The sequence below is a fragment of the Bacillus nitratireducens genome (genome assembly GCF_001884135.1).
Lineage (GTDB): Bacteria > Bacillota > Bacilli > Bacillales > Bacillaceae_G > Bacillus_A > Bacillus_A nitratireducens.
The window spans coordinates 1-22,521 of the sequence record NZ_MAOC01000027.1 but is presented as its reverse complement, the minus strand read 5'-3'; the positions used below and the strand labels follow the sequence as shown (position 1 = coordinate 22,521).

The window sequence follows — 22,521 nt, the reverse complement described above, 5'->3', positions numbered from 1 at the left end:
TCAACTCCAAGTTTCATTTTTTAATATTTCACCAATTATTTGAATCCCGCTAACAATTTCCTTTTCTTTCAAACGTGAAAATCCTAATCGGAATGTGTTCGTTCCTCCTCCATCAGAGTAAAAAACATCTCCAGGAGAAAACGTAACTCCTTTCTCATAACACTTTTGTAAAAGTACGCGGGCTTGAATTTTTTCTTCCAACTCTATAAACAAATGAAGTCCACCATCTCCAGTCATTCTTTTAAACGGAATGTACTGATTACACGCCTCAACAGCTAACTCATATTTTTTCTTATAAACTGATCTTGCTTTTTTTAAATACTTTTCAAAATATCCTTCATGTAAATATTGAAACAGAACAGCTTGATCTAACGTTGATGTGTGAATGGTTCTTGCTCTTTTTACACTTTCTAAATAATGAATGAGCTCTTTATCTGCAATGATCCAACCTACACGTAAACCAGGGAAAAGTACCTTTGAAAAGCTACTAATATAAATCACATTATTACCAGCCCCAGCAAAAGTTAATAATGGCGCTAAATGTGAACCTGAATAACGTAATTCCTCATTAAATCCATCCTCTATAATAGGAATCTTATATTTTGAAAATAATCTCATCAATTCCGTTCTTTTCTCCGAACTCGTAACAATACCCGTTGGATTATGATAAGAAGGGATTAAATATGCGAAATCAAAATCCTTTTCACGCAAACTTTTTTCTACTTCATTCGTATCAATACCATCATCATTCATATTAATTCCATGAACTTCAAGTCCATGTAAGCGAAATAGCTTCAATGCAGCATGATGAGTTGGATTTTCACAAATAACACGCCCTGATTTTTTCGATAACGAAGATAATACAATATCTAATCCTTCTGTAAATCCATTTGTAATTAAAATATCTTTGTTCGAAATATCTACGCCTTTCATTTCCATGTAATGAAGTAAATAATTCATTAACGGTCTATAACCTTTTGCATATCCGTAGTTCAGTACGATATCCCCTTCAATGGACATGCGAGTAAGAAAAGCTCTTTTGAAATTTTCAACATCAAATAGCTTTTCATCCGGTGCTATACTATTAAAAGCAATCATTCCTTTTTCCCAGCGAACACCATGTTTCATTAAATCTAATTCATCCGCTAATGCGGTAACTGTATTGAGTTTATTTTTCCAATCTATTTCAACAGACGAAGTGTTAGAAATATCAACCTTCGCAACAAAATTTCCTTTTCCTTTAACTGCATAAATGAGTCCTTCTTGCTCTAAATCCGCATAAGCAGCGAGTACTGTATTTCTGCTCACAGATAGTAATTCACTCAGTTCCCTTGTTGATGGGATTTTTTGGTTCCCTAGCAAATGTCCCTTCATAATCATCTTTTTTAAATAATCTTTCAGTTGAATATAAACAGGACGATCTTTCACAACTTTAAAATCTTTAAACAAATCCTTACCCCCTGCAATCATTTTTGCATATTTATTTCATTTTCAAAAGGTCCACTACATATGTGTTTTTTATTAATAGCGGTACGGTTATAAAACCTATAAATCCTTTCGATATAAATTGATTACATCTTTCAAAGCTGCTGCGGCTGCCCCTCTTGGATTAGAAGCTCCACCAATTGTAGTAACTTGCCCCATTGTATCTGTAAAGAACGTGATTCCTTTTTCTGTCCCATTTACTTTTGCTAGCGGATGATCTTTATCTATTTCGCACGGTTCAACATTTAGATTTACATTGCCTTCCTCATCTTTATGCGCCGATGCTATTAATTTAATAATTTTATGTTGTTCCTTAGCATTTCGAATTTGTTGTTTTGTAACGTGCTCGATTCCTTTTATATGTATATCTGTAAGTGTATACTCTACTCCCATTAAACTGTTTGTTAAAAGTAACAATTTACATGCACTATCTGAACCACTTACATCTAACGCTGGGTTCGTCTCAGCAATTCCTTTATGTTGTGCTTCTTTCAGTGCTTCTTCAAACGTAATATCTTCCCCATACATTTTCGAAAGAATATAATTTGTTGTTCCGTTTAATATTCCCTCTATTTTTTCAATATTGCAACCAGCTAAACTAAATTGTCCAATATCTAAAGTTGGTAGTGCTGCAGCAGTTGCACCACTATATCGAATTCGTACATTGCCCATTCTTGCTGCTGCATTTATTTCTCTCCAGTTTGTAACGAGTGCACCTTTAGAAATTGCAACTATATCCATTTGTTTCTCAATCGCTTGTTTTATATATTTCTTTCCCGGATTTCCATCTTTAAGATTTGTAACTGTTGATTCTACTAATACATTACCACTTATGCTATTTGTTGCACGTTCTTTCGGGTGATGTTCTATATACTTTTCAATTGCTGCAGTACCGCCACCATACGTTAATAAATGATGAATAGATAAGCCTTCTTCATTATGTATTGCAATATTTCTACCTAATACGCCACTTACCACTAAATCTATTCCATATGTTTCATTTATATATAAATATTTTTCATTTAATAATTTTATAAACTCTCTTCCTACTGTCCCGTATCCTGATAATACAATTTGAATTTTCATAATATCCCCCCATATTTTTATACCAAATCCCTCTTTCAATATAATATAAAGCGCCCTCGAATTCCATCGAGAGCGCTTTATATTACCTATTTCGGTAGACGTGATAATTTTCCAGCAATTGTTCTATAAAACTCTTGAATGTTAGAAAAACCTAACGTGTCTGAAACACTAAGCCCTACCATATCAAGATGATCCCAATTTGCTTTCGTTTCGATATGATTCCATTTTCCAACCTGTAATAACTCATTATTATTTACAGTAGCATTAGAAGATGGGGCAATCATAGAATTTGTATTTACTACACCATCGTTTTGCCACCAAGAAGTATCTATTAATGGCCGGTTTTCTTCATATCTTGCATAAGATCCTAAGAAGAATGCATTCCCCATTAGCACTTTATTCATCGTTATATGCGGTAGATGCAAACCTGTTATAGGTGCTGCTTGCGATGCATGTCCACTATAGGATAAGTAATATACATCCGATTGCGTCTTTACCCAATTATTTAACACCTTTGCTCCATCAGTACTTAAATCCCATTGACTTATATCTTTTGTATTTTCCCAAATTGAACTATTTAAAATACGATCAGTATATTGGAAAAAGGACTCTCCAGTATTCTTTTTTATACCCCATTGATCCAATTTAAAATCATATAATGATAAATTATTGTTTCCACCTAAACTTGCAGCTGCAATGAGTAAATCTTTAACGAACGGCAACAGAAGACTTCCGTCCGCGAGTGTTGTACCGTTGTGAGGAGTTGCTAAAGTTGTAACACTATGAACATACGATTTACCACCTTCAAATAGTGGTGATATCTTTGTGTTCGGATGATTTTTCACATAATCTTTTTCTCCATAACTTCCTTCTTTTAATAACTGCACTAATGTTCTTGTCGTTTGTCCACCCATGCTATGCCCAACTAAATGAACTTTATTTGTTTCACTCCAATTCGGTGCAAATCCACTATAAATTCTACCAAAACGATTATGTCCATGTTTCTCAGCATGCGCCGCGCCGTAGTCTACTGTTCCACCGTTTATTTGTGCATATAATTCACATGCACGGTCCCAGTTACTAGAAACTGGCCCAACAGCTGCAGTATGTACTGTATAACCATTTCTTTTTAAATCTTCTTGTATATCATTAACACCACCCCAATATTTTACCCCTAGCATTTCCTCTCTACCCCATCCAGCAAATCCATTCACTAAAATGATAGGATAATTATTTTGTTGTCCCTCTTCAGCGTATGTTGTTTTTGCTGCGAATGAACAAACAGTCACAAATGCGAAAAAACATACTCTTAAAAATAACTTCCCCATACTTTCTCCCCCTAATAAAACGTTTACATTTTCCTATTAAAAAAATCTACACAATTAGTTTGCAACTTAAACATAATGTAAAGTATTTTATATACGTTGTATATATAGAAAACATACACAAATGTTGATAAATATTAAATCAAGTAAGCATTTACTTTTTATAATAAAACTCGTAAATCCAATTATTTAAATTTACAATTAAATATAGTTTCCTCATGTCAAATGGATTTAAACAATCATAAGAAAACTAATTTCATTGCTTGAAAAAGAGGGGAAAACCATGCAAATCGGATTAAACATTCATACATTATCTCAACCTTCTAAAATAACCCATCTAATCTTGAGCATAATACTATCTCTTCTACTAAGCTTGAAGATAAGAAATCTAATGATCTAATCAAATTTGATATTCGTACATCTGAACAAGAAATGAAACAATGAGATCATAAATTTAGCGAATTAGGCTTATGGAAAATGGTAAAAGACAAAGGTGTACCTTTATGGATCATACTTGAAATGCTACAAAAGGCTCGTAAAGAGAAGGAAACTCGAGATAGTTCGGTTCAATATTCAAATGGTATTGAAGAAACGAGCGAGACACGATTAAATGAAGTAATGTAAGTTATTTAAATGGTATTAAAAAGAGTTCGAGGTTGATTTAGTTTCTATCAACCTCGAACTCTTTTTTAAGATTTTTCTCCAATCGTTACAAACTGGAATGACGCTTCCCCTATATAATCTTTAATTAACTTTTCTACTTTTAATTTTTCATTTATCAATGTATTATCTGTCGACATTTTAGGTTTTTCATCACCTAAAGACTTTTTCAAGTGGAGAAGGTGCATTTTCGTTTCATTTGCTTTTATTTCTTTATACACACTATCTTTTGCTACAATTACATACGATTGGTTTGGATACTTACGAGTGTTACCTATCCAAGCATCACTACCGTATTTAACAGCAATCTCCGTTCCTTCTAATTCAATACTTTTCAAATTTTTTCCATCTTCATTTGCAAACAAAAGCGATCCTTCTTTTGGTAAATTAGGTAACGTATCTATAGGTCTAAATTTGGATCCATTCTCTCTTTTACGAAAAACCTTTGTTTTAATCAACGCTTGCGCTGTGGATTCATTTAAAATTAATACTTGTCCTATTCCGAATGTATCTATTTTCACAGAAAACACTTCATTTTCTTTCGTAATCTCCTGATAACGATTAATAATTGGTGAAGTATAATTTTCCTCCCCAATAATTAATACACCGTTTGCTGGAAATCTATTTTCATTTTTAGAGCAAGCACTAAAGCTTATTAAAAGTATTATAATTAACATAAAAATGGTTAATGTTTTTTTCATCACAATTCCTTTCATAATTCATTTCTTTTTTATATACTTTTGTGTAATCTTACAAGCTGATATACTCTATTGCTCCATAGTTTTATAAAGCTTTTGTAAATAACGCCAACGTGTTATAAAGAAATATAAAACCTGTATACATATAAATGAAATTAAAATAACGATAGAGCTATTTAAAATAGAAAAATCGACTAATTGTTGTAATGCGGTATAAGCAACTACAGTATGAATCACTGCAACAACAATCGGTAAGAAAAACATTAATACTAACTGCCTTGTTACAACTTTTTTTAACTCTCGTTTACTTAATCCCATTTTTGAAATCATTTTATATTGCTGTTGATCACGATCCAAATCAGTATATAACCGGAAATAAATAAAACTGGCAGCAAATGTAAAGAAGACGATTCCAACTAAAACACTTGCCATAAGTAATAACCCATTCGTTTGTTTTGCACGTAACAAATCTAATGTTAGAGCTTGAAAATGGAAGTCTCTTTCTTTAACATCTTCACTAAATATACTATTTAATTGGTTTGAAATCTCTTTCGTTTTCAACCAGTCATCTACAACAAATCCGTAAGTACGATCTTTAACAACTATATCATTCTGATTAACATTAAAAGGAATTCCATCATATATATGATCTTGAACAGCAATATAAATACTACTAGAATCATGTGGTAAAACTAAATTTTCTAGAGCTTTTTTAACACGAAATGTCTTTGTCCAATCTCCTTGAATGATTTCAATGTTCTTTTTATAGTCACCATTTTTAAATTCTTGTTTCTGCGATACCATTCCAGGTATTAGTAAAATTTCATCTTCTTTTTCAATCGTTTCTTGTTGATAACCGAGTGCTCTCGCAAGATCGTTATATTCACTTAACTTCATTACATATACGTTACTTTCTGTATATATATATAAAGATGAAGCCATTCGATATGGAATATTAGCATCAGAAAGGTGTTTTTTTATAATAGAAAGATGTTCGTCCACCATTTTGTCTTTTTCAGGCCCTATATATAGAAATGTATATGGGTTTGTCATCCTTACCAAATCTTTATTTCCAAGAGCAGCTGTCGTGCCAATTGCTGTAAAAGCAACCGCTGAAATAATAGATACAATAAAAAACATCGTTGCATTATCTTTCATACGGTATATTAATTCTGAAAACGTTAATATGTTGGTTCTTTTTAAAAAGAAAGATTCACTCCTTTTAGCAAGGTGCAATATATATACGCTACACTGTGTATATAAAAAGTACGTGCCTATAATTACTAAAAGCACACCCATTCCGAGCGTAATAAAACTATAATTTGAGATAAAGCGAAATACTAAAATATAACCGTATCCTATACTAAATAAAGAAAAAAGTGATAATAAAATTGACGATTTCGGTTCAGGCTTTGGCTTTTCACCTGCTTGCATAAGTTCAACAAGTTCTGTTACTTTAACCGTTTTAAATGTAATTAATGAAACGATTAAAAATAAGAAAAGAAACGTGATAACTGTTAATAATACAGCCTGTACTGGTATATAAAAAGGTAAACCGTTACTAATCATTAATACACTGGCGCTTATTAATAAAACTAGTTTAGAAAATACGAGGCCGATAAGAATCCCAATACAAATTGAGCCAAGTCCAATTAACATATTTTCAATTAACAATAACTTTTTAAGCTGTCTCATAGACATACCTTGCATCATTAAAATGCCAAATTCTTTCTTACGCGTTTTTAAAAACGAACTCACTGAATATAAAATAAAGAAAAATGAAAATACAAAAATCAAACCTTGCGAAACTTTAAATCCTAATGTACCAAATGCACTTATTGTTGCACTCGTCGACTGTAACTCACCTTGTAAATCAGGATGAAATAATAAAAGAGCGTACGTAAAGAAAATCATAATTGAAAATGCACTGCTTAAAAAGTGAGCTGCATATATACGCTTATTGCGAAAAATATTATTAAATGCGAACTGACGAAAAGTCATGCCTTTTCCCTCCTAACAAAGAAAGGACATCCATAATCTTTTGATAAAATGCTTGCCTACTTTCACCACAATAAATTTCGTTATATAATTGACCATCTTTTATAAATATAACTCTGCTGCAAAAACTCGCTGCATACGGATCATGAGTCACTAACATCATCGTAGCTTTTTCTTCCTTATTTAGAGTATCTAACATCTCCATTACATCATTTGAAGATTTAGAATCTAAATTCCCTGTTGGTTCATCTGCAAGTAATAATTGTGGCTTATGAACAATTGCACGAGCAATTGCTGTTCTTTGAGCTTGGCCTCCTGATATTTCAAACGTTCTTTTATTCAATATATCTGTAATATTTAATTTCTCTGCGATTTCTTGTACGCGTTTGTTCATTTCTTGCACAGAAACGCCATCTAATGTCATCGGCAATACGATATTTTCCTTCACTGTAAGCGTGCTAAGTAAATTAAATGATTGAAAAACAAATCCTAATTGTTTCCTACGGAATAAAGCTAAATCTTCTGATGATAACTGGAAAGGATTTGTACCGTTTATTAATATTTCTCCTGAGGACGGAGAATCGATAGTAGATACCATATTTAATAATGTAGTTTTCCCGCTACCTGATGGTCCCATAATCCCTATAAATTCACCTTCTTGAATTGATAAATCAATATCTACCAATGCTTTAAAAGGTACTTTCCCTTTATATACTTTACTAATACTTTTTGCATGTAAAATTTCCATTTCTATTCTCCCTTCATTTGCACTTCTCACAATAGAGTGTAAATGAATTGTCTTAATGCTCATATTGATTCATCTTTCATTTATCTTACACGCTTGTAAGATTTCTAAAAAAACTGATAATGAAAATGTTTTCCAACTAAAATTAACGCATAACTATCTTATAATAATTGTATAGTGGTAGAAAATACAATTGTATATCAAATCTTTATTATATAAATGCAAAAAAGCTTAGAGTATTAGCTCTAAGCTTTTTTGCATTGTATAATCGCTCCTTTTAAAGAGCAATATTTTTTATCCACTCCGATTTACTCAATATATAATGATTATATAGTTGCTTTTCTATCGTCTGTTGGCTCATATAAGTAAATCCACATTTTTCAATAACTTTATTTGATGGTACATTTTTAATTAAAGCAATTGCGTTAAGGGCATCTACATTTGTATTTTCAAACAAATAATCGATCAACCCTTTTGTCGCTTTCGTTGCATAACCATTATTATGATATTCACTTGAAACAGCATACATAATTTCTCTGTTCGGTGCAGGGAGTTCATCTTTCATACCTGTGCAGCACCATCCAATAAATTCATTTGTGGCTTTCTTAAATATTCCTAGCTTTAATATATGATCATCTATGTTAGACGTTTTTGTCACTGCATAAAGAAATGCTTTGTTTGCTGGTATTTCATCATTGATAATCCAATGAGTCCTCTGTTCTTTCGTTGATTTCCAGTCGGGTAAAAACTTTTCTATTTCCGGTTGATTTGATATTTTATAAATACTCTCTGCATCTTTGACCGTAAACTCTTGTAGGTATATATCTCCACAATCTATTCTAAATAACTTAGTTAAACTCTCTTCTCCCATGTGAATCCCCTCCTTACGTTAAAGTGCCTTGATCTGCTTCGTAAGTTCCATAAACCGTTCATCTAGTTCTTTATATTCTTTGTCTTTAGAAGTTAAAAAACTTAATTTACCTAATACTTCTTGTCTCTCTGTTTCTAACGTTAAACGTAGCTCTTCAATATCATCTCTTGTTTTAATAGGTGCCTCTAGCTGCTTTTGTATCGTATTATTTGAAAACACGAGTTTCGTGTTAGTTGTTTTCTCCAGAAAATATCGATCGTGAGAAACGATAACGAGTGTTCCATTATACTCAGCTAATGTATTTTCAAGTTGTTCACGTGAAGGAAGATCAAGATGATTCGTCGGTTCATCTAAAATAAGTACATCTTTTTCATCTAAAATATAAGCCATTAGCTTACATTTCACTCGTTCACCCATACTCATATATCGAATCGGCTCTGTCCATTGAGTAGCTTGGAATCCTAAATGTTTCATTAAATTTTGGACTTTTCCTCTTTCTTCAAATGTCTCTTTATAAAATAAATCTTCTGGCGATTTATCCAGTGGTAAATCAAATACTTCTTGTGTTAAATAACCGATGTTTGCTGATGGTGAAATCCATACTTCTCCTTCGGCAGTTTCTGTTCCCATAATCATCCTCAGTAACGTTGTTTTCCCGCTACCGTTTGGTCCAACAATCGCTACCTTCTCACCGTGTTGGATTGTAAAATTAACGTTTTCAAATAATGTCTTTCCATGAAAGTCTTTTTTTAATTGCTTTACTTCTAAAAAGCGTTTTCCTACTTTTTTATTCGCCTGAATAGAGAACTCGACTGAATACTCTTCTTTCACACGTTCCACTTTCGTTTTCTCCAGCTCTTTTTCGAGACGTTTTCGTTTTGACTTCACTTGCGCATCCATTCGCTTCGCTTTTACACGATAAAACTCTTTCACTCCTTCTTGTTTTGTAGATTGCGCGTGTGCCTTTTGTGACCATGAGCTTAATTCTTTTATATGTGTTTCTACTTGTTCTATCTTTTTTTGTTGTTTTTCATATTCACGCTGCTGCGTCATTCTTTTCTGCTCACGTGCTTTCATATAACTCGTATAATTACCGCTATGGTCAATTAATTTCTTATCCTCAATTGACCATATTCTTGTTGCGACAACATCTAAAAAGTATCGATCATGCGATACGACGATAACTGTACCTTTCATATTTTTGATTTGTTTAATGAGAAATTCCGTACTCATCTCATCTAGATGATTTGTCGGTTCGTCTAATATTAAGACATTAGGATTTTCAGAAAATCCTTTTGCTAGTCGAACTTTCAACTTTTCACCACCACTTAAAGTATGAAAATCGTTCGTTGGCACGCTCCATTTCGCAAGAAGTTCGGCTTCTTTTGCAATTATATCCTTACTAACGAAAGATTCTTTTTCTTGTTCAACATATGCTGTTGTCATATTCATTTGCATCCATTCAACAGTACCTTTTGATGGTTCAATCTTCCCATTTATTAATTGAAGTAACGTTGATTTACCAGCACCATTTTTGCCGATTAATCCAATAACATCCCCTTGTCTTACTGTCACATTCATTTTCTCTAACAAAGTGTTTTCCTTTATTTCAACATAAACATCATTTAATTTTAAAAGTTCTTTCATAATACCGATCCCTTTCATTAAGGGAGAATAAAAAAATCCTCCCAAATAAATTTGGCAGGATTAGTCGTAAAAATATTTATACCCAAATAAGCTATTGCGCAACTTAAATAGCAATACCGTTGTATGGAAATTGGGCAGACTAATCCTATTTTTTAGAAATTGAAATTTATTTAATTTCAACATTTAAAAATAAGATTAGTTAATCATCGTCCACCCATCATTCCTTTCCGTCGTTAGTAACCATATTGTACCATGATAGTACTATATGAGTAAATGTAATTATATGTGCTGTTATAAAGATTGCTCTCTTTTAGATCTATTTATCATATCTGAACTTCATATCGATCAAGCACAAACAACATTTGTTGTACTACTGGATTTAGATTTCCCTAATAGTAAACTTCTAAGCACTCCCTCTTATATAATTTTTATATAAATTTATCATTAATCATATATTATACATATTACATTTCAATTCTTATAATAAAGATATCATTTTTAAGGGGGGCTTCTACAATGGAATTTAGCAAACTAGGAAACAGTGGATTAACAGTAAGTAAGATTGCATACGGTAACTGGATAAACCATGGTGGAAAAGTAGATGAGGATACTGCAAATGACTGTGTGAAAGCCGCACTAGATGTCGGAATTACAACATTCGATACTGCTGATGTTTATTCAGACACTATAGCCGAAGAAGTACTTGGCCGATCTTTGAAAGGTATACGCCGAGAAAGTATAGAACTCTGTACAAAAGTATGCCATCCGACTGGACCCGGAAAAAATGATCGAGGCTTATCACGAAAGCATATTTTAGAAAATTGTAATGCATCTTTACGTCGATTGCAGACAGACTACATCGATGTCTATTATGCACATAGATATGATACAACAACCCCTCTTGAGGAAACAATGTTAGCTTTCTCAGATCTTGTACGACAAGGTAAAGTCCTTTATATTGGCGTAAGTGAGTGGACATCGGAACAAATTACCCGCGGTGCAGCGCTTGCACGAGAAATGAAAATTCCACTTATCGCTAGCCAACCTCAATATTCGATGTTGTGGCGAGTTATTGAAACTGATGTAATACCAACATGCCAACGTGAGGGACTTGGTCAAGTTGTTTGGTCTCCCCTTGCACAAGGTATTCTCACAGGAAAATATCAACCTGGTAAACCAGTACCGAATCAATCACGTGCTAACTCTGATGCTGGTAAACCATTTTTCCAAAAACTCGTGCAACGTTGGATGAATGAAGATGTACTCACTGCTATTCAGGAACTTAAACCCATCGCACAAGAAAATGATCTTACCTTATCTCAACTCGCAGTTGCTTGGGTGCTACAAAATCCAGCTGTTTCATCTGCAATTATTGGCGCATCAAATCCGGAGCAAATAAGAGAAAACGTAATTGCTTCTAGTGTTAAATTGCAACCTGAAATTATGGATCAAATTGATAGCGTACTAAAAGGTTTCGTTGAGTACGATCCAAGTAAAACAGGTTGAATCATCAGTGACTTTAAAATAAAAATAGAAGTTTCCCTTTCCAAATTCCCACTGCCCATCCTATCAAGATGGGCTTTTACTTTTCAAATTCAAATTGTGAAGTCGCATAAACCTCTCTAACAACTGTTAAGAAGTTCTCTAACACGACAGACCTTTCATCTTGTCTCCATCCAACATATAAATTTATTTTCGGTGTATTTTCTTGAATGTCTTTATACATGACACCCGATTTTTTATAACTTTCCACCGATGATGGAACGACAGAAATCCCCATTCCTGCTGCAACTAAATTCACAATCGTTTGCATTTGGATCGCCTCTTGAACAATATTTAAACTTACTCCATGTTCCCAAAAGTAACTAATAATTAAATCATAAAAGTTTGTACCGAAATGACGAGGAAATAAAATAAATGGTTCATCAACTAATGATTTGATTGAAATGTTAGGTAACGAGATTAAAGGATGATCTTGATGCAAAACTAATTTTAAACATTCTTCAGAACAAACTTCGGAAGCTAATATTTCATTATTCTGCTTGGAACGAATAAATCCAATATGAATTTGTTTTTCATATAGCGCTTTTATTTGCTGGTCTGTTGTCATCTCGCGTAATATAAGCTGTATTCTAGGAAAACGTTCTCGGAATCTTTTTAATATCTCTATTACGGTTTCTGTAGAATCGACAAAACCGATTATTAAATGTCCTATCTTCCCTTCATCCGCGAGCTGTGTTTCTTTAATAGTTCTATCTACTTGAAGTAATGTTTGCCGCGCACCTTCTAAAAATATTTTTCCAGCATCCGTAAGTTCAACCATTCTTTTCGTTCGATGAAAAAGTTGAACTCCTAATTCTTCTTCTAATTTACGAATTTCTTGACTTAAAGGAGGTTGTGCCATCATAAGACGCTCTGCTGCACGACTAAAGTTTAATTCTTCTGCCACTGTTATGAAATATCTCATTTTACGAATATCCATTACAATCCCCCTACCATAAACGAATAATAAACAATTCGCTTTTACTTCTCTTAGGTAAAAAATTCTTTATTCCCAAGTGGTACAAAACAAGGCTAAAAAACTTATCTCCAAAGTTCTTTAGCCTGAATCACTTGTTACACATTAAAAAATATTATTCGTACAACGGTACCTTTACCAACTTCTGAATGGATTTCTACACTATGTCCTAATTGTTTCGTAATTTCATATACAAGATAGAGCCCCATTCCAGTTGATTCTTTAAAATCTCTACCGTTTTCTCCTGTAAAGAAGGGTTTGAATACTCTTGGTAAATCTTGCTTCGGTATCCCTACGCCATTATCGATAATTTCAAGCACAACTGTATTACCTTCCTTACAAGCTTTCACTTTAATCTTTTCTCTACTACCTGATGAATATTTAATTGCATTCGATATAATTTGTCCAATTAAAAATTGTAGCCATTTCGCATCACTTTCTACAGTAATACCCTTATCAATTTCAAGCTCTGGATATACGAAATTCCGGATAAAAAAGCGTTTATGTTCATGTACAGAATCATTCACTATTTTATGTAGTTGTACTCTTTCTACATAAAAATCTTGTGTAAATGCCTCTAAACGTGCGACATACAGTGCCATCTCTAACCCCTTTTTCAACCGATCCGTTTCCTCATTAATACTTTCAAAACGCGAATCCACTTCATCTTGTGTAATTAATTCTATTACAGATAAAGGTGTTTTCATTTGATGAATCCACTGATTCATAAAGGTTAAATGATCATTATTTTTTCTCTCTTGTATCTGGAGCTGATTTTGATAATGGCGATATTGTACCTCAAGCAAGTCTTGAAGCGCAGTTGATAAAACTGCAAAATCAGATTTTTGAACAGATTCATCCAAAGATTGCAACGGATTTGCTAAACGTTCATAAAAAGATCGATGTGTAAAATAACGAAATACTAAATAACTCACCATAAAAAAAGCACCTAAAAACATTGCATATAATGCCGTTGAAATATGATTATGTCCATCAAACCAATAAACTAAGAATATGGCTAGTAGTTGGATCGCAGTAAAACAAATAAGCGGTATATGATCACGTATAAACAACCTTATCATTTTTCCATACCATTATCCCAAGTAATATGTAATCTATACCCAACACTACGAATTGTTTCAATTGCTCCTTCAATTTGTAACGTTTTTAACTTTTTACGCACACGTGTTGTATTTACACTTAATGTATTATCATCAACATAGGATTCACTATCCCATAATTTATTTAATAATACTTCCCTACTCACAACACGCGGATAGTTTTTCATTAGCGTCTCTAATAAAATGGCTTCGTTTCTCGTTATATCAATCTCTTGGTTCCTAAGTTTTAATACAAGTCTTTCGGGATATAAACAAAGACCTTGTTGCTCAACCATTCGTTCTTCTAGTTTCGGTGCATAGTCTCCGTAAGCACGTCTTAAATGACTTCGGATTTTCGCCATTACAACTTCATAATGAAACGGCTTCGGAATAAAATCATCGCCACCATTTTCTAACGCCATAACTTGATCCATCGTACCTTCACGGGCCGAAATAAATAAAATCGGACATGTGGAAACCCCGCGAATTTGACGACACCAATAGTAACCATCAAAACTTGGTAAATTAATATCTAATAACACTAACTCCGGTTGTTCTTCTAAAAATATGTCTAACACATTTTGAAAATCCGTTACAATAATTCCTTGGTAACCGTATTTCGCAACATATGTTGATAATAGCTCCGCAATTTTCATATCATCTTCAACAATCATAATTTTGACCATTTCTGAACTCCTTTTTGATCCACAATCTCAAATATACTTATATAAATACTACCTCTTTTCACAAAATCCGTAAAATAGAAAAAGAATACTTTTATACAAAAGTATCCTTTTTCTATTTTTTTTATTTAATATGAAATTGACTTAGAGAAAACCCTAACTTCTCCACATATTCCCTTCCTAGTTCCATCCGCGCTGTTTTCAGTGGATCCACAACTTGGCATACTTTTAAATTACCTGCTGCTGATAATAAAAGAGTTGCATCAGCTTTAGACATTTCTAATTCTTCATGTAAAAATGTCACCATATTACGTACAGCGCGATTCGCTGCATCATCTAACAATTCCTCTGAAGCAATCGTCATTATTTTTTCTTTTTGGATAGCCATTGGTAGTGGCCATTTCTTTTCTTTTATAATTTGAACAGTTACAGTTACCTCACCAGCAACCTCTACTCCACTAACACCAATTTCACCATCACCCATCGCAGCGTGTAAATCACCTAATGCTAAAAGAGCACCAGGAACATTTACAGGTAATAATAACGTTGTTCCTTCTTTTATCTCTTTACAATCCATATTCCCACCATGATCATGCGGTGTGCCACATGAAATACTATCTTCTTTCGGTGCAGTACCAATCACACCAATCATTGGATTAATTGGAATTTGCAGTTCTTTTGAAAATGAAATATGTCCATTATGTATTGGGACAATTTTCACTATATTTTCATTTAACTTATCACCCATTACACCAAGGTTCGCACCTGTCGTTAAAACTCCGTGCCCTGCAATTTTAATTTTTTCAATCGTTACGACTAAAATATCGCCAGGTTCTGCGTCTTTAATATATACAGGTCCAGTCGCTGGATTAATTCGACTCCAATCTAGCTCTTGAAACACAACATCTTCAGATTCAATTTGATTTTCAAAGCAATCATATGTTTCAAATACAAGACGGCTCCCAATTTCTACTTCAATACATGGATTATTTTCTGGTGACATTGCGTAAATGATATGTTCTTTATGAATACGATGCATAGTACCTCTCCTTTTTCGTTTTTATCTTCTATATAATAGTTAGCTTTTATCTGTATAAGCTCCTTTTTAAAATTAGTAGTTATTTTCAAGAAAAATGCACTTAGCTCATTTTGAAACATACACTCTTTACTATAACAGGTTAAGAAAGGTGGTATTACAATGCCCCTTATTCCATACAACGAAAGTGACGTTGATTTATTAGCACGTTTAATCCGTGCTGAAGCTGAGGGCGAAGGCCGACAAGGTGAACAACTTGTTGGCTGTGTTGTCGTAAATCGTGTGTTTTGTGATTGTTTAGATTTTAAAGAGCTTCGATCTGTGCGTGATGCAGTATATCAAAGCCCTGGCGGATTCGAAGCAGTTCAATACGGTTACTTTTATCAACGTGCCCGTGAATCAGAAAAAGAAATCGCAAGAAAAGTTTTACAAGGTGAATGGCGCTGGCCAGCACGATGGGCTCTTTGGTATTTCCGTCCAGTTGGAGCTTGTCCGCCTGAATGGTATAACCAGCCGTTTGCAGGACAATTTAAAAGCCATTGTTTTTATGAACCACGTGGTGATGAATGTCCGAAAATGTATTCAAGATAACTAAACTTAAACAACGCAAGTACTTATTTTTTTGAGTACTTGCGTTGTTTTTACTGTAGTTTAGAAATCTAATAATGTGATGAATCTTCTGGTGCCTACCACATGTATTAATAACGGTATACGTGGACCACTTGATTGATTCATAACGAGCCTATAAATAATGGTAAATAATTGTTTTTGATTTTCTTTCATTATTTTTTTATTTTCATGATGACAAATCGTATACAATTGCTCCATTAGTTTAGAATGATCGTTATTAGAACGAAGTATTTTACAAACTTCTACTAGCCATTTTTTCTGCCTTTCATCCAATGTGTTATAAAACTCCGTATTTTTCTCTTTATTTACCGCAATTAATTTTTTAGATTGAAAGTTTCTTATCCAATACTCAGCACGATTACTTATCGCTATCATTTCAGGTAATGCATAGCTCCTATCTATTTTCTCTAATATATTTTGTAAAATAGATGAATCAAAATTTAATAACGGTAAAGTTCCTGCTACTTGATTAAACTTTGGATATTCTTTAAATCGGCTATCAAGTATAGAAAGTTTAATTGCATCAAATAAATCTTCATTTTTGAGTGTTTTATTTTCATAACTATCCTTCAATCTCTCATACTCTGTATAATTGCGAATCACATCTTCATCAAGTCCAATATGAAATGCTGCATCAGGCTTATATTTTGCAAACATAAAAAGAATTACTTCTGGTACATACACTTTTAATAAGTCGCTAGGTGTAATACTATTCCCTGAAGAACTGGACATTTTTTCATGATGCCCTTTAATTCCAATGAAATCATAAGCAACGTATTGAGGGGCTTCACAATTGAATATTTTCCTTGCAATTTCTTTTGATACATTATAACTACCTGTTTCCGATGAATGATCTCTTCCGCCCGGTTCGAAAATAACATCCTCTATCATCCATCTCATCGGCCAATCGATTTTCCAATTCAGTTTCATTTGATTTGTATTTAATACGGATAATTTATTTTGATTTCCACATTCACAGTCATACAGAACTGTTTTTAATACTTCATCAAAATGTGTAATAGTTGTTGCATCTTTCCCGCAGCTCTCACAATATAACGTAACGGGATAAAAGTTTTCTCTATCTTCTTCTCTGTGTATTCCTGTTTTAAAACCCATTAAAATATCATATATTTCTTTTCTTTTATACATAGACTCTAATATGTTTTCGTTATACCTTCCGCTTCTATATTCAGCATGTTGATATATGAATTCCACTTCAATCCCAAATGTTTGGAGCGATTTCTCAAACTCTTTTTCAAAATGCTCTGCGTACGAGTTATGACACCCATACGGATCAGGAATATCACAGTATGGCATACCAATATATTTTTCAAAAGATGGATCAATATTTTTAGGAACTTTTCTAAACCTGTCATAATCATCCCATGAAAAGATAAAACGAGTCTTTTTCCCTAAATCTTGCAGAGCCCTTACAACGAAATAAGTCGTTACTATTTCACGGAAGTTCCCAATATGAACAGAACCAGATGGACTAATTCCAGCTGCACAAACAAAAGTTTCTTTGTTTGGATGTTTTCTAATTAATTCATGTGCTACTTCATACGCCCAATGCATATGCCACTCACCTCAATTGTATTTTCACATTTTCAGTTTTATACAACAAAAAAACTCCCACCCCCAAGATTATTCATCTTGAGGACGAGAGTTATTAGCTTCGTGGTACCACCTCAGTTTGTTAATACGTCACCATATTAACCTTTTCAGGTACGGCAAAATATGCTTATACCCTATCTCTATAACGGGAGAACCCGTCGCACCATCCCTAAATAAATTAGTTCCTTGCGCAGCTCCAAGTCTTTTTTCATTAAGATGTATACCGCTCTTTCTCAGCTACCAGAGCTCTCTGTACGTATTCTTTCTTAACTACTCTTCTCTTCAATGCCATTTTAAATATTGATTTTTACATATGATAATTTATTATGTGTTTATTGTCAATTTTTTCTGAACAAAAATATAAAACTACCTAAAAAAATTTTTTATCGCTTCTAATTGAATTCTGTGGCTACACTCATCACAACAATATGTCCCTTTCGGTTTCTCTTTAAATCGCTTATATTTTTCACTTCCTTCGTATACTCGGAATATATTTTTACACGAAAAGCAAACAATCTCATAAAACATCATATGCATTTTCCTCACAGTGTTTATACATTTTTTAATAACTTGAAAAGGTCTGTTTTCGACATTGCAAATCTTAATAATCTCTCACAAAAGGTTTACCTCTATTCTTATCGAATTATATAAATATCTTATAAAGAGAGGTGAACATCTTGTTCAGTAATATAGAATTAGTTTTAGATGCTAAAGCAAGTTTAGCTGAAGGACCATGTTGGAATGAAAAAAAGCAGCTTTTATACTGGGTTGATATTATGGAGAAAAAACTATGCATTTATACCCCCGCTAATAATTCAAACCGAGTGATTGCCCTCAATCAGCAAATCGGCTGTGTCGTTCCGTATCTAGATGATGTAGTACTTTTAGCTCTAGAAAAAGGGTTTTATTCTTTTAATCTAAATACAGAAGAGCTTACACATATTTATGATCCGGAACCACATTTAATAGAAAATCGTTTTAATGACGGGAAATGCGATCTGGCTGGCCGCTTTTGGGCAGGCACTACTGATTTATATGGTATAAGTGGCGCCGGTTCCTTGTATTCTTTAAATAATAATCTCCAAGTAGAGAAAAAGGTATCACATGTAAATACATCAAACGGCATAGCATGGTCTCCTGACGATACATACCTTTATTTTATTGATACACCTACAAAAAAAGTAATCCGTTTTCATTATGATATACATACTGGTGTAATTAGCAATCCAACAGATGTTATCATCTTCCCTGAAAATGAAGGTATACCCGATGGTATGACAATTGATGTAGAAGGTTGTTTATGGATTGCACATTGGGGAGGCTCGAAGATTACTAGATGGAATCCCTTTACTGGAAAACAGATTTTAAGTATTCCGATTCCTGCTTTATATGTAACGTCGTGTACATTTGGAGGACCTAATTTGACCGATTTATATATCACAACAGCCAGAACAAGAATGTCGGATGCGGAATTAAAGCAGTACCCACATGCTGGTGGTATATTTCGAATTCAAATGAATGTTAAAGGTTGTCCAACCTATTCATTTCGCCATGAAACTATTGGAGCTGAAATACTATGAACAGAATTGATTACATAAGACAAGAAGAGAAAAAGTATCACAATCTTTGCTATGAACAATACAAATTATTCGAAGCAGGATCTTGGCTGTATAAACCTGTTAAAACGGTTATGGGCATGCTGAACTATTTTGAAGGACAGAAAGACCTACAAATACTTGACCTTGGCTCTGGTGTCGGTAGAAACAGTATTCCGATTGCACAAAAAATCATGAATAGTGGCGGCACTGTTACTTGTGTTGATCTACTTGATTCGGCTTTAATGAAGTTACAAGTTTATAGCAAAGAATATGGTGTATTTGAATACATAAAAACGGAACAAGCAGCAATTGAAGACTACTATATTGCTCCTAATACTTATGACTACATCGTTGCAGTTTCAAGTTTAGAACATGTCAGATCAATAGACGATTTAAAAAAAGTGCTTCACTCTATGAAAAATGGGACAAAGAGTGGTGGTATCAATTGTTTAATAGTTAACTCTAACATTCAAGAAATTGACTTGAAAACGAATCAAGAATTAAATGCTTTAATTGAAATTAACCTTTCTACGGAAGAAATGATACGTACACTAAAAGGCGTTTATACCGAATGGCAAGAAGTAAAAGTTGAAATAAAAAAATTAGCGTATGATATTGTACGAAACGGTACACACATTCAATTAAATACGAATGCGATTACTTTTGTCATGCAAAAATTATAGTTTATATGAGTGGTGACAATTCTTATTTTTTATAGTCACCACTCGTGTATTTATGTAAACATCATTCCATCGTAATTACAATTTTCCCTCTAGTATGCTGACTTTCACTCAAAATATGAGATTCTCTAACTCCTTGTTCACTAAACGGAACAACCTTACTAATAATCGGTTTTATCTTTCCATCCTGGATCAAACTAGTTAATTCTTCTAATTGCTTTCCACTTGGTTTTAACCATAAAAATCCTGATCTTATACCCTTTACTTCATGAAGTGGTTCATGAACGATAGAAACTAGAACACCACCAGATTTAATAATTTGAAAACTTTTTTCTTGCACTTCTCCGCCAATTGTATCTAACACAATATTATAATCTGATAGCAGCTCTTCAAATTTCTCATTTTTATAATCAATAATGAGGTCAGCACCTATAGACTTTAAAAACTCTTCATTTTTACTACTTGCAGTTGTTGCGACAAAGGCCCCAAATGATTTTGCGATTTGAATTGCAAAACTCCCTACTCCGCCCGCTCCAGCATGAATTAATACTCGATCATTTTCTTTTATTTGTGCGTAATCCACAAGACTTTGCCAAGCTGTTAGTCCTGCAAGAGGTATAGACGCAGCTTCTTCAAAACTAATATTATTTGGCATTTGTGCTACTAAATCTGATTTCACTGTAATGTATTCAGCATAGGATCCTTTCCCTATATTTTCGGGTTTCGTAAATACTTTATCCCCTATTTTAAAATGATTTACATCTTCTCCAACTTCCTCAACTACTCCAGCAACATCTAATCCTAATGTAATTGGAAATGAAAATCGCAACTTTTCTTGTAAGTCTCCCTTTCTTATTTTCCAATCAACAGGATTGACAGATGTTGCTTGAATACGTATTAATACTTCATTACATTTAACAACTGGTTTAGGAACTTGTCTTTCTTGTAATTCTTCAACACTACCATATTGATCAATAACAATTGCTTTCATTTCCTCTCCCCCTTGCTGTTTATTGTAATAACAAACAATTATTTTTCAAAATTTTCCGCCTTGAATGACAATAAATATGTTAGGAGGTGCTATTTATGCTACTCTACTAATTAAGCATCATGAGTGCAAAAAACATTTATTTCACTTAAATACAATCTAATTTACGCCTAAGAAACACCCAAAGTTATATTTCTCTTTATTTATTAATGACCTTTAAATGAAACGGAGAGTGTGCTATGAGTGAACAAGTTTTCAAAGTAAACGGTATTGATATATGTACAGAAAGCTTTGGCAATCCTAATAACCCAGCAATATTATTAATTATGGGAGCTACGTGTTCAATGGTTTATTGGGATGAAGAATTTTGTGAAAGGTTAGCTAGCACAGGAAGATTTGTCATTCGCTATGATAACCGTGATGTTGGGCGCTCTATTACATATGAGCCTGGGACTTCCAATTACACTGTAGCAGACATGGCTGAAGATGCAATCGGGGTACTCGATGCGTATCATATTGACAAGGCACACCTTCTGGGCATGTCATTAGGAGGTATGATTGCTCAAATTGCTGCAGTAAAACACCCAGAAAGAATTTTGACCTTAACATTACTAGCGACAAGCGTTATTGGATCTGATAACAATACTCGTGATTTGCCTCCAATGGATGAAAGAATTTTGACACATCATGCTAATGGTACAAATTTAGATTGGACAAATAAAGATGTTATAGCGAAATATTTAGTTACAGGATCACGTCTACTCTGTGGACCAAAGCGTATATTTGATGAATCAAGAACTTTGAAACAAGTAAAACAAGAAATAGAACGTGCTAACAATCTATTAAGTATGTTTAATCACGCCCTCCTAACAGGTGATGATTCTTATGAGGGTATACTTAAATCAATACTGGTACCAACTTTAGTAATTCATGGTACGGACGATACAGCTCTTCCACTTGAACACGGAATCGCACTTATTGACGAAATTCCGAACTCAAAGCTATTAACCCTTGAAGGTACAGGACATGAGAATCACCCCGATGACTGGGATAAAATTATTAAAGCAGTTTCAGAACATATATCCTATATAAGATAAGGATAACTTTTAGAAAGGGCACAAATTGTTTTGTCCCCTTCTATTTATCCCGTTATTTGTGG

General features: G+C 33.5%; 20 protein-coding genes, 1 pseudogene and 1 other annotated feature. Of the genes and pseudogenes, 6 read left to right on the top strand and 15 right to left on the bottom strand.

Features of this window, described 5'->3' with window-relative positions; all coding sequences use genetic code 11:
• The 3 genes from pdxR to BAU23_RS11295 all read right to left on the bottom strand — a co-directional run bounded on the left by pdxR (position 1) and on the right by BAU23_RS11295 (position 3,899).
• Positions 1–1,449, bottom strand: a complete 1,449-nt coding sequence (pdxR, locus tag BAU23_RS11305; protein ID WP_000471635.1) for a MocR-like pyridoxine biosynthesis transcription factor PdxR — start codon at positions 1,447–1,449, stop codon at positions 1–3.
• A gap of 96 nt (positions 1,450–1,545) precedes the next feature.
• Positions 1,546–2,571 (bottom strand): homoserine dehydrogenase, encoded by a 1,026-nt coding sequence (locus BAU23_RS11300; RefSeq protein WP_000701584.1) that lies wholly within the window; start codon positions 2,569–2,571, stop codon positions 1,546–1,548.
• Positions 2,572–2,657: 86 nt separating this feature from the next.
• Entirely contained in the window at positions 2,658–3,899 is a 1,242-nt protein-coding gene (locus BAU23_RS11295; protein ID WP_071734473.1) for an esterase/lipase family protein, read from the bottom strand.
• A gap of 280 nt (positions 3,900–4,179) precedes the next feature.
• Between BAU23_RS11295 and BAU23_RS11290 the strand changes: the two are divergent.
• Positions 4,180–4,520, top strand: a pseudogene (locus BAU23_RS11290) (DUF3914 domain-containing protein).
• A gap of 65 nt (positions 4,521–4,585) precedes the next feature.
• On the opposite strand, the gene BAU23_RS11285 reads toward BAU23_RS11290, so the two are convergent.
• The 5 genes from BAU23_RS11285 to abc-f form a co-directional block, all read right to left on the bottom strand.
• The gene (locus BAU23_RS11285) at positions 4,586–5,257 is read right to left on the bottom strand and encodes a lipoprotein BA_5634 family protein (protein ID WP_071734557.1); all 672 of its coding nucleotides are present in this window, start codon (positions 5,255–5,257) and stop codon (positions 4,586–4,588) included.
• A 66-nt stretch (positions 5,258–5,323) separates the two neighbouring features.
• Complete coding sequence (locus tag BAU23_RS11280; RefSeq protein ID WP_000144130.1) at positions 5,324–7,255, bottom strand: ABC transporter permease; 1,932 nt, start codon at positions 7,253–7,255, stop codon at positions 5,324–5,326.
• The gene (locus BAU23_RS11275; protein ID WP_000404268.1) at positions 7,230–8,000 is read right to left on the bottom strand and encodes an ABC transporter ATP-binding protein; all 771 of its coding nucleotides are present in this window, start codon (positions 7,998–8,000) and stop codon (positions 7,230–7,232) included. Before BAU23_RS11275 ends, BAU23_RS11280 begins: the two co-directional genes overlap by 26 nt.
• Before the next feature lie 274 nt (positions 8,001–8,274).
• Positions 8,275–8,868 (bottom strand): GNAT family N-acetyltransferase, encoded by a 594-nt coding sequence (locus BAU23_RS11270; protein WP_000503543.1) that lies wholly within the window; start codon positions 8,866–8,868, stop codon positions 8,275–8,277.
• 18 nt (positions 8,869–8,886) lie between these two features.
• A complete protein-coding gene (abc-f, locus tag BAU23_RS11265; RefSeq protein WP_071734556.1) occupies positions 8,887–10,515 on the bottom strand; it encodes a ribosomal protection-like ABC-F family protein in 1,629 nt (542 codons plus the stop codon).
• 516 nt (positions 10,516–11,031) lie between these two features.
• On the opposite strand from abc-f, the gene BAU23_RS11260 reads away from it, so the two are divergent.
• Complete coding sequence (locus tag BAU23_RS11260; RefSeq protein WP_000395972.1) at positions 11,032–12,021, top strand: aldo/keto reductase family protein; 990 nt, start codon at positions 11,032–11,034, stop codon at positions 12,019–12,021.
• Positions 12,022–12,097: 76 nt separating this feature from the next.
• Here BAU23_RS11260 and BAU23_RS11255 read toward each other — a convergent pair whose 3' ends face one another.
• The 4 genes from BAU23_RS11255 to BAU23_RS11240 form a co-directional block, all read right to left on the bottom strand.
• Entirely contained in the window at positions 12,098–12,997 is a 900-nt protein-coding gene (locus BAU23_RS11255) for a LysR substrate-binding domain-containing protein (RefSeq protein ID WP_000354659.1), read from the bottom strand.
• 134 nt (positions 12,998–13,131) lie between these two features.
• Positions 13,132–14,115: a sensor histidine kinase gene (locus tag BAU23_RS11250; RefSeq protein WP_033656954.1), complete on the bottom strand. Its 984-nt coding sequence runs from the start codon at positions 14,113–14,115 to the stop codon at positions 13,132–13,134.
• Positions 14,112–14,819 (bottom strand): response regulator transcription factor, encoded by a 708-nt coding sequence (locus BAU23_RS11245; RefSeq protein WP_000239002.1) that lies wholly within the window; start codon positions 14,817–14,819, stop codon positions 14,112–14,114. The genes BAU23_RS11250 and BAU23_RS11245 overlap by 4 nt, the downstream gene beginning before the upstream one ends.
• Positions 14,820–14,940: 121 nt before the next feature.
• On the bottom strand, positions 14,941–15,855 hold the full coding sequence (locus BAU23_RS11240) for an acetamidase/formamidase family protein (RefSeq protein WP_071734472.1): 915 nt from the start codon (positions 15,853–15,855) through the stop codon (positions 14,941–14,943).
• A gap of 159 nt (positions 15,856–16,014) precedes the next feature.
• Between BAU23_RS11240 and BAU23_RS11235 the strand changes: the two genes are divergently transcribed.
• Positions 16,015–16,443: a cell wall hydrolase gene (locus tag BAU23_RS11235; protein WP_001128405.1), complete on the top strand. Its 429-nt coding sequence runs from the start codon at positions 16,015–16,017 to the stop codon at positions 16,441–16,443.
• Between the two features lie 60 nt (positions 16,444–16,503).
• Here BAU23_RS11235 and lysS read toward each other — a convergent pair whose 3' ends face one another.
• Both lysS and BAU23_RS11225 read right to left on the bottom strand, forming a co-directional pair.
• Complete coding sequence (gene lysS, locus BAU23_RS11230; RefSeq protein WP_071734471.1) at positions 16,504–18,057, bottom strand: lysine--tRNA ligase; 1,554 nt, start codon at positions 18,055–18,057, stop codon at positions 16,504–16,506.
• A 77-nt stretch (positions 18,058–18,134) separates the two neighbouring features.
• Positions 18,135–18,391 (bottom strand) — a binding site (T-box leader).
• A gap of 71 nt (positions 18,392–18,462) precedes the next feature.
• Complete coding sequence (locus BAU23_RS11225; protein WP_071734470.1) at positions 18,463–18,633, bottom strand: DUF2197 domain-containing protein; 171 nt, start codon at positions 18,631–18,633, stop codon at positions 18,463–18,465.
• 140 nt (positions 18,634–18,773) lie between these two features.
• Between BAU23_RS11225 and BAU23_RS11220 the strand changes: the two genes are divergently transcribed.
• Positions 18,774–19,676 (top strand): SMP-30/gluconolactonase/LRE family protein, encoded by a 903-nt coding sequence (locus BAU23_RS11220; protein ID WP_071734469.1) that lies wholly within the window; start codon positions 18,774–18,776, stop codon positions 19,674–19,676.
• A complete protein-coding gene (locus BAU23_RS11215) occupies positions 19,673–20,377 on the top strand; it encodes a class I SAM-dependent methyltransferase (protein ID WP_001079478.1) in 705 nt (234 codons plus the stop codon). The genes BAU23_RS11220 and BAU23_RS11215 overlap by 4 nt, the downstream gene beginning before the upstream one ends.
• Positions 20,378–20,438: 61 nt before the next feature.
• Here the strand turns inward: BAU23_RS11215 and BAU23_RS11210 are convergent, their stop codons facing one another.
• On the bottom strand, positions 20,439–21,365 hold the full coding sequence (locus BAU23_RS11210; RefSeq protein ID WP_071734468.1) for an NADP-dependent oxidoreductase: 927 nt from the start codon (positions 21,363–21,365) through the stop codon (positions 20,439–20,441).
• A gap of 236 nt (positions 21,366–21,601) precedes the next feature.
• Here BAU23_RS11210 and mleBCA point away from each other — a divergent pair, with 236 nt between their 5' ends.
• Positions 21,602–22,459 (top strand): BCA family alpha/beta fold macrolide esterase, encoded by an 858-nt coding sequence (gene mleBCA, locus BAU23_RS11205; protein WP_071734467.1) that lies wholly within the window; start codon positions 21,602–21,604, stop codon positions 22,457–22,459.
• Positions 22,460–22,521: the final 62 nt, after the last annotated feature.

What these genes read in the sequence shown, in the direction of transcription:
- BAU23_RS11295 (WP_071734473.1), bottom strand. Translation starts at nt 3,899, where the DNA reads ATGGGGAAGTTATTTTTAAGAGTATGTTTTTTCGCATTTGTGACTGTT.
- BAU23_RS11215 (WP_001079478.1), top strand. Translation starts at nt 19,673, where the DNA reads ATGAACAGAATTGATTACATAAGACAAGAAGAGAAAAAGTATCACAAT.
- mleBCA (WP_071734467.1), top strand. Translation starts at nt 21,602, where the DNA reads ATGAGTGAACAAGTTTTCAAAGTAAACGGTATTGATATATGTACAGAA.
- lysS (WP_071734471.1), bottom strand. Translation starts at nt 18,057, where the DNA reads ATGCATTGGGCGTATGAAGTAGCACATGAATTAATTAGAAAACATCCA.
- BAU23_RS11240 (WP_071734472.1), bottom strand. Translation starts at nt 15,855, where the DNA reads ATGCATCGTATTCATAAAGAACATATCATTTACGCAATGTCACCAGAA.
- BAU23_RS11245 (WP_000239002.1), bottom strand. Translation starts at nt 14,819, where the DNA reads ATGGTCAAAATTATGATTGTTGAAGATGATATGAAAATTGCGGAGCTA.
- BAU23_RS11270 (WP_000503543.1), bottom strand. Translation starts at nt 8,868, where the DNA reads ATGGGAGAAGAGAGTTTAACTAAGTTATTTAGAATAGATTGTGGAGAT.
- BAU23_RS11210 (WP_071734468.1), bottom strand. Translation starts at nt 21,365, where the DNA reads ATGAAAGCAATTGTTATTGATCAATATGGTAGTGTTGAAGAATTACAA.
- BAU23_RS11285 (WP_071734557.1), bottom strand. Translation starts at nt 5,257, where the DNA reads ATGAAAAAAACATTAACCATTTTTATGTTAATTATAATACTTTTAATA.
- BAU23_RS11235 (WP_001128405.1), top strand. Translation starts at nt 16,015, where the DNA reads ATGCCCCTTATTCCATACAACGAAAGTGACGTTGATTTATTAGCACGT.
- BAU23_RS11260 (WP_000395972.1), top strand. Translation starts at nt 11,032, where the DNA reads ATGGAATTTAGCAAACTAGGAAACAGTGGATTAACAGTAAGTAAGATT.
- BAU23_RS11300 (WP_000701584.1), bottom strand. Translation starts at nt 2,571, where the DNA reads ATGAAAATTCAAATTGTATTATCAGGATACGGGACAGTAGGAAGAGAG.
- BAU23_RS11280 (WP_000144130.1), bottom strand. Translation starts at nt 7,255, where the DNA reads ATGACTTTTCGTCAGTTCGCATTTAATAATATTTTTCGCAATAAGCGT.
- BAU23_RS11225 (WP_071734470.1), bottom strand. Translation starts at nt 18,633, where the DNA reads ATGCATATGATGTTTTATGAGATTGTTTGCTTTTCGTGTAAAAATATA.
- abc-f (WP_071734556.1), bottom strand. Translation starts at nt 10,515, where the DNA reads ATGAAAGAACTTTTAAAATTAAATGATGTTTATGTTGAAATAAAGGAA.
- BAU23_RS11250 (WP_033656954.1), bottom strand. Translation starts at nt 14,115, where the DNA reads ATGATAAGGTTGTTTATACGTGATCATATACCGCTTATTTGTTTTACT.
- BAU23_RS11275 (WP_000404268.1), bottom strand. Translation starts at nt 8,000, where the DNA reads ATGGAAATTTTACATGCAAAAAGTATTAGTAAAGTATATAAAGGGAAA.
- BAU23_RS11255 (WP_000354659.1), bottom strand. Translation starts at nt 12,997, where the DNA reads ATGGATATTCGTAAAATGAGATATTTCATAACAGTGGCAGAAGAATTA.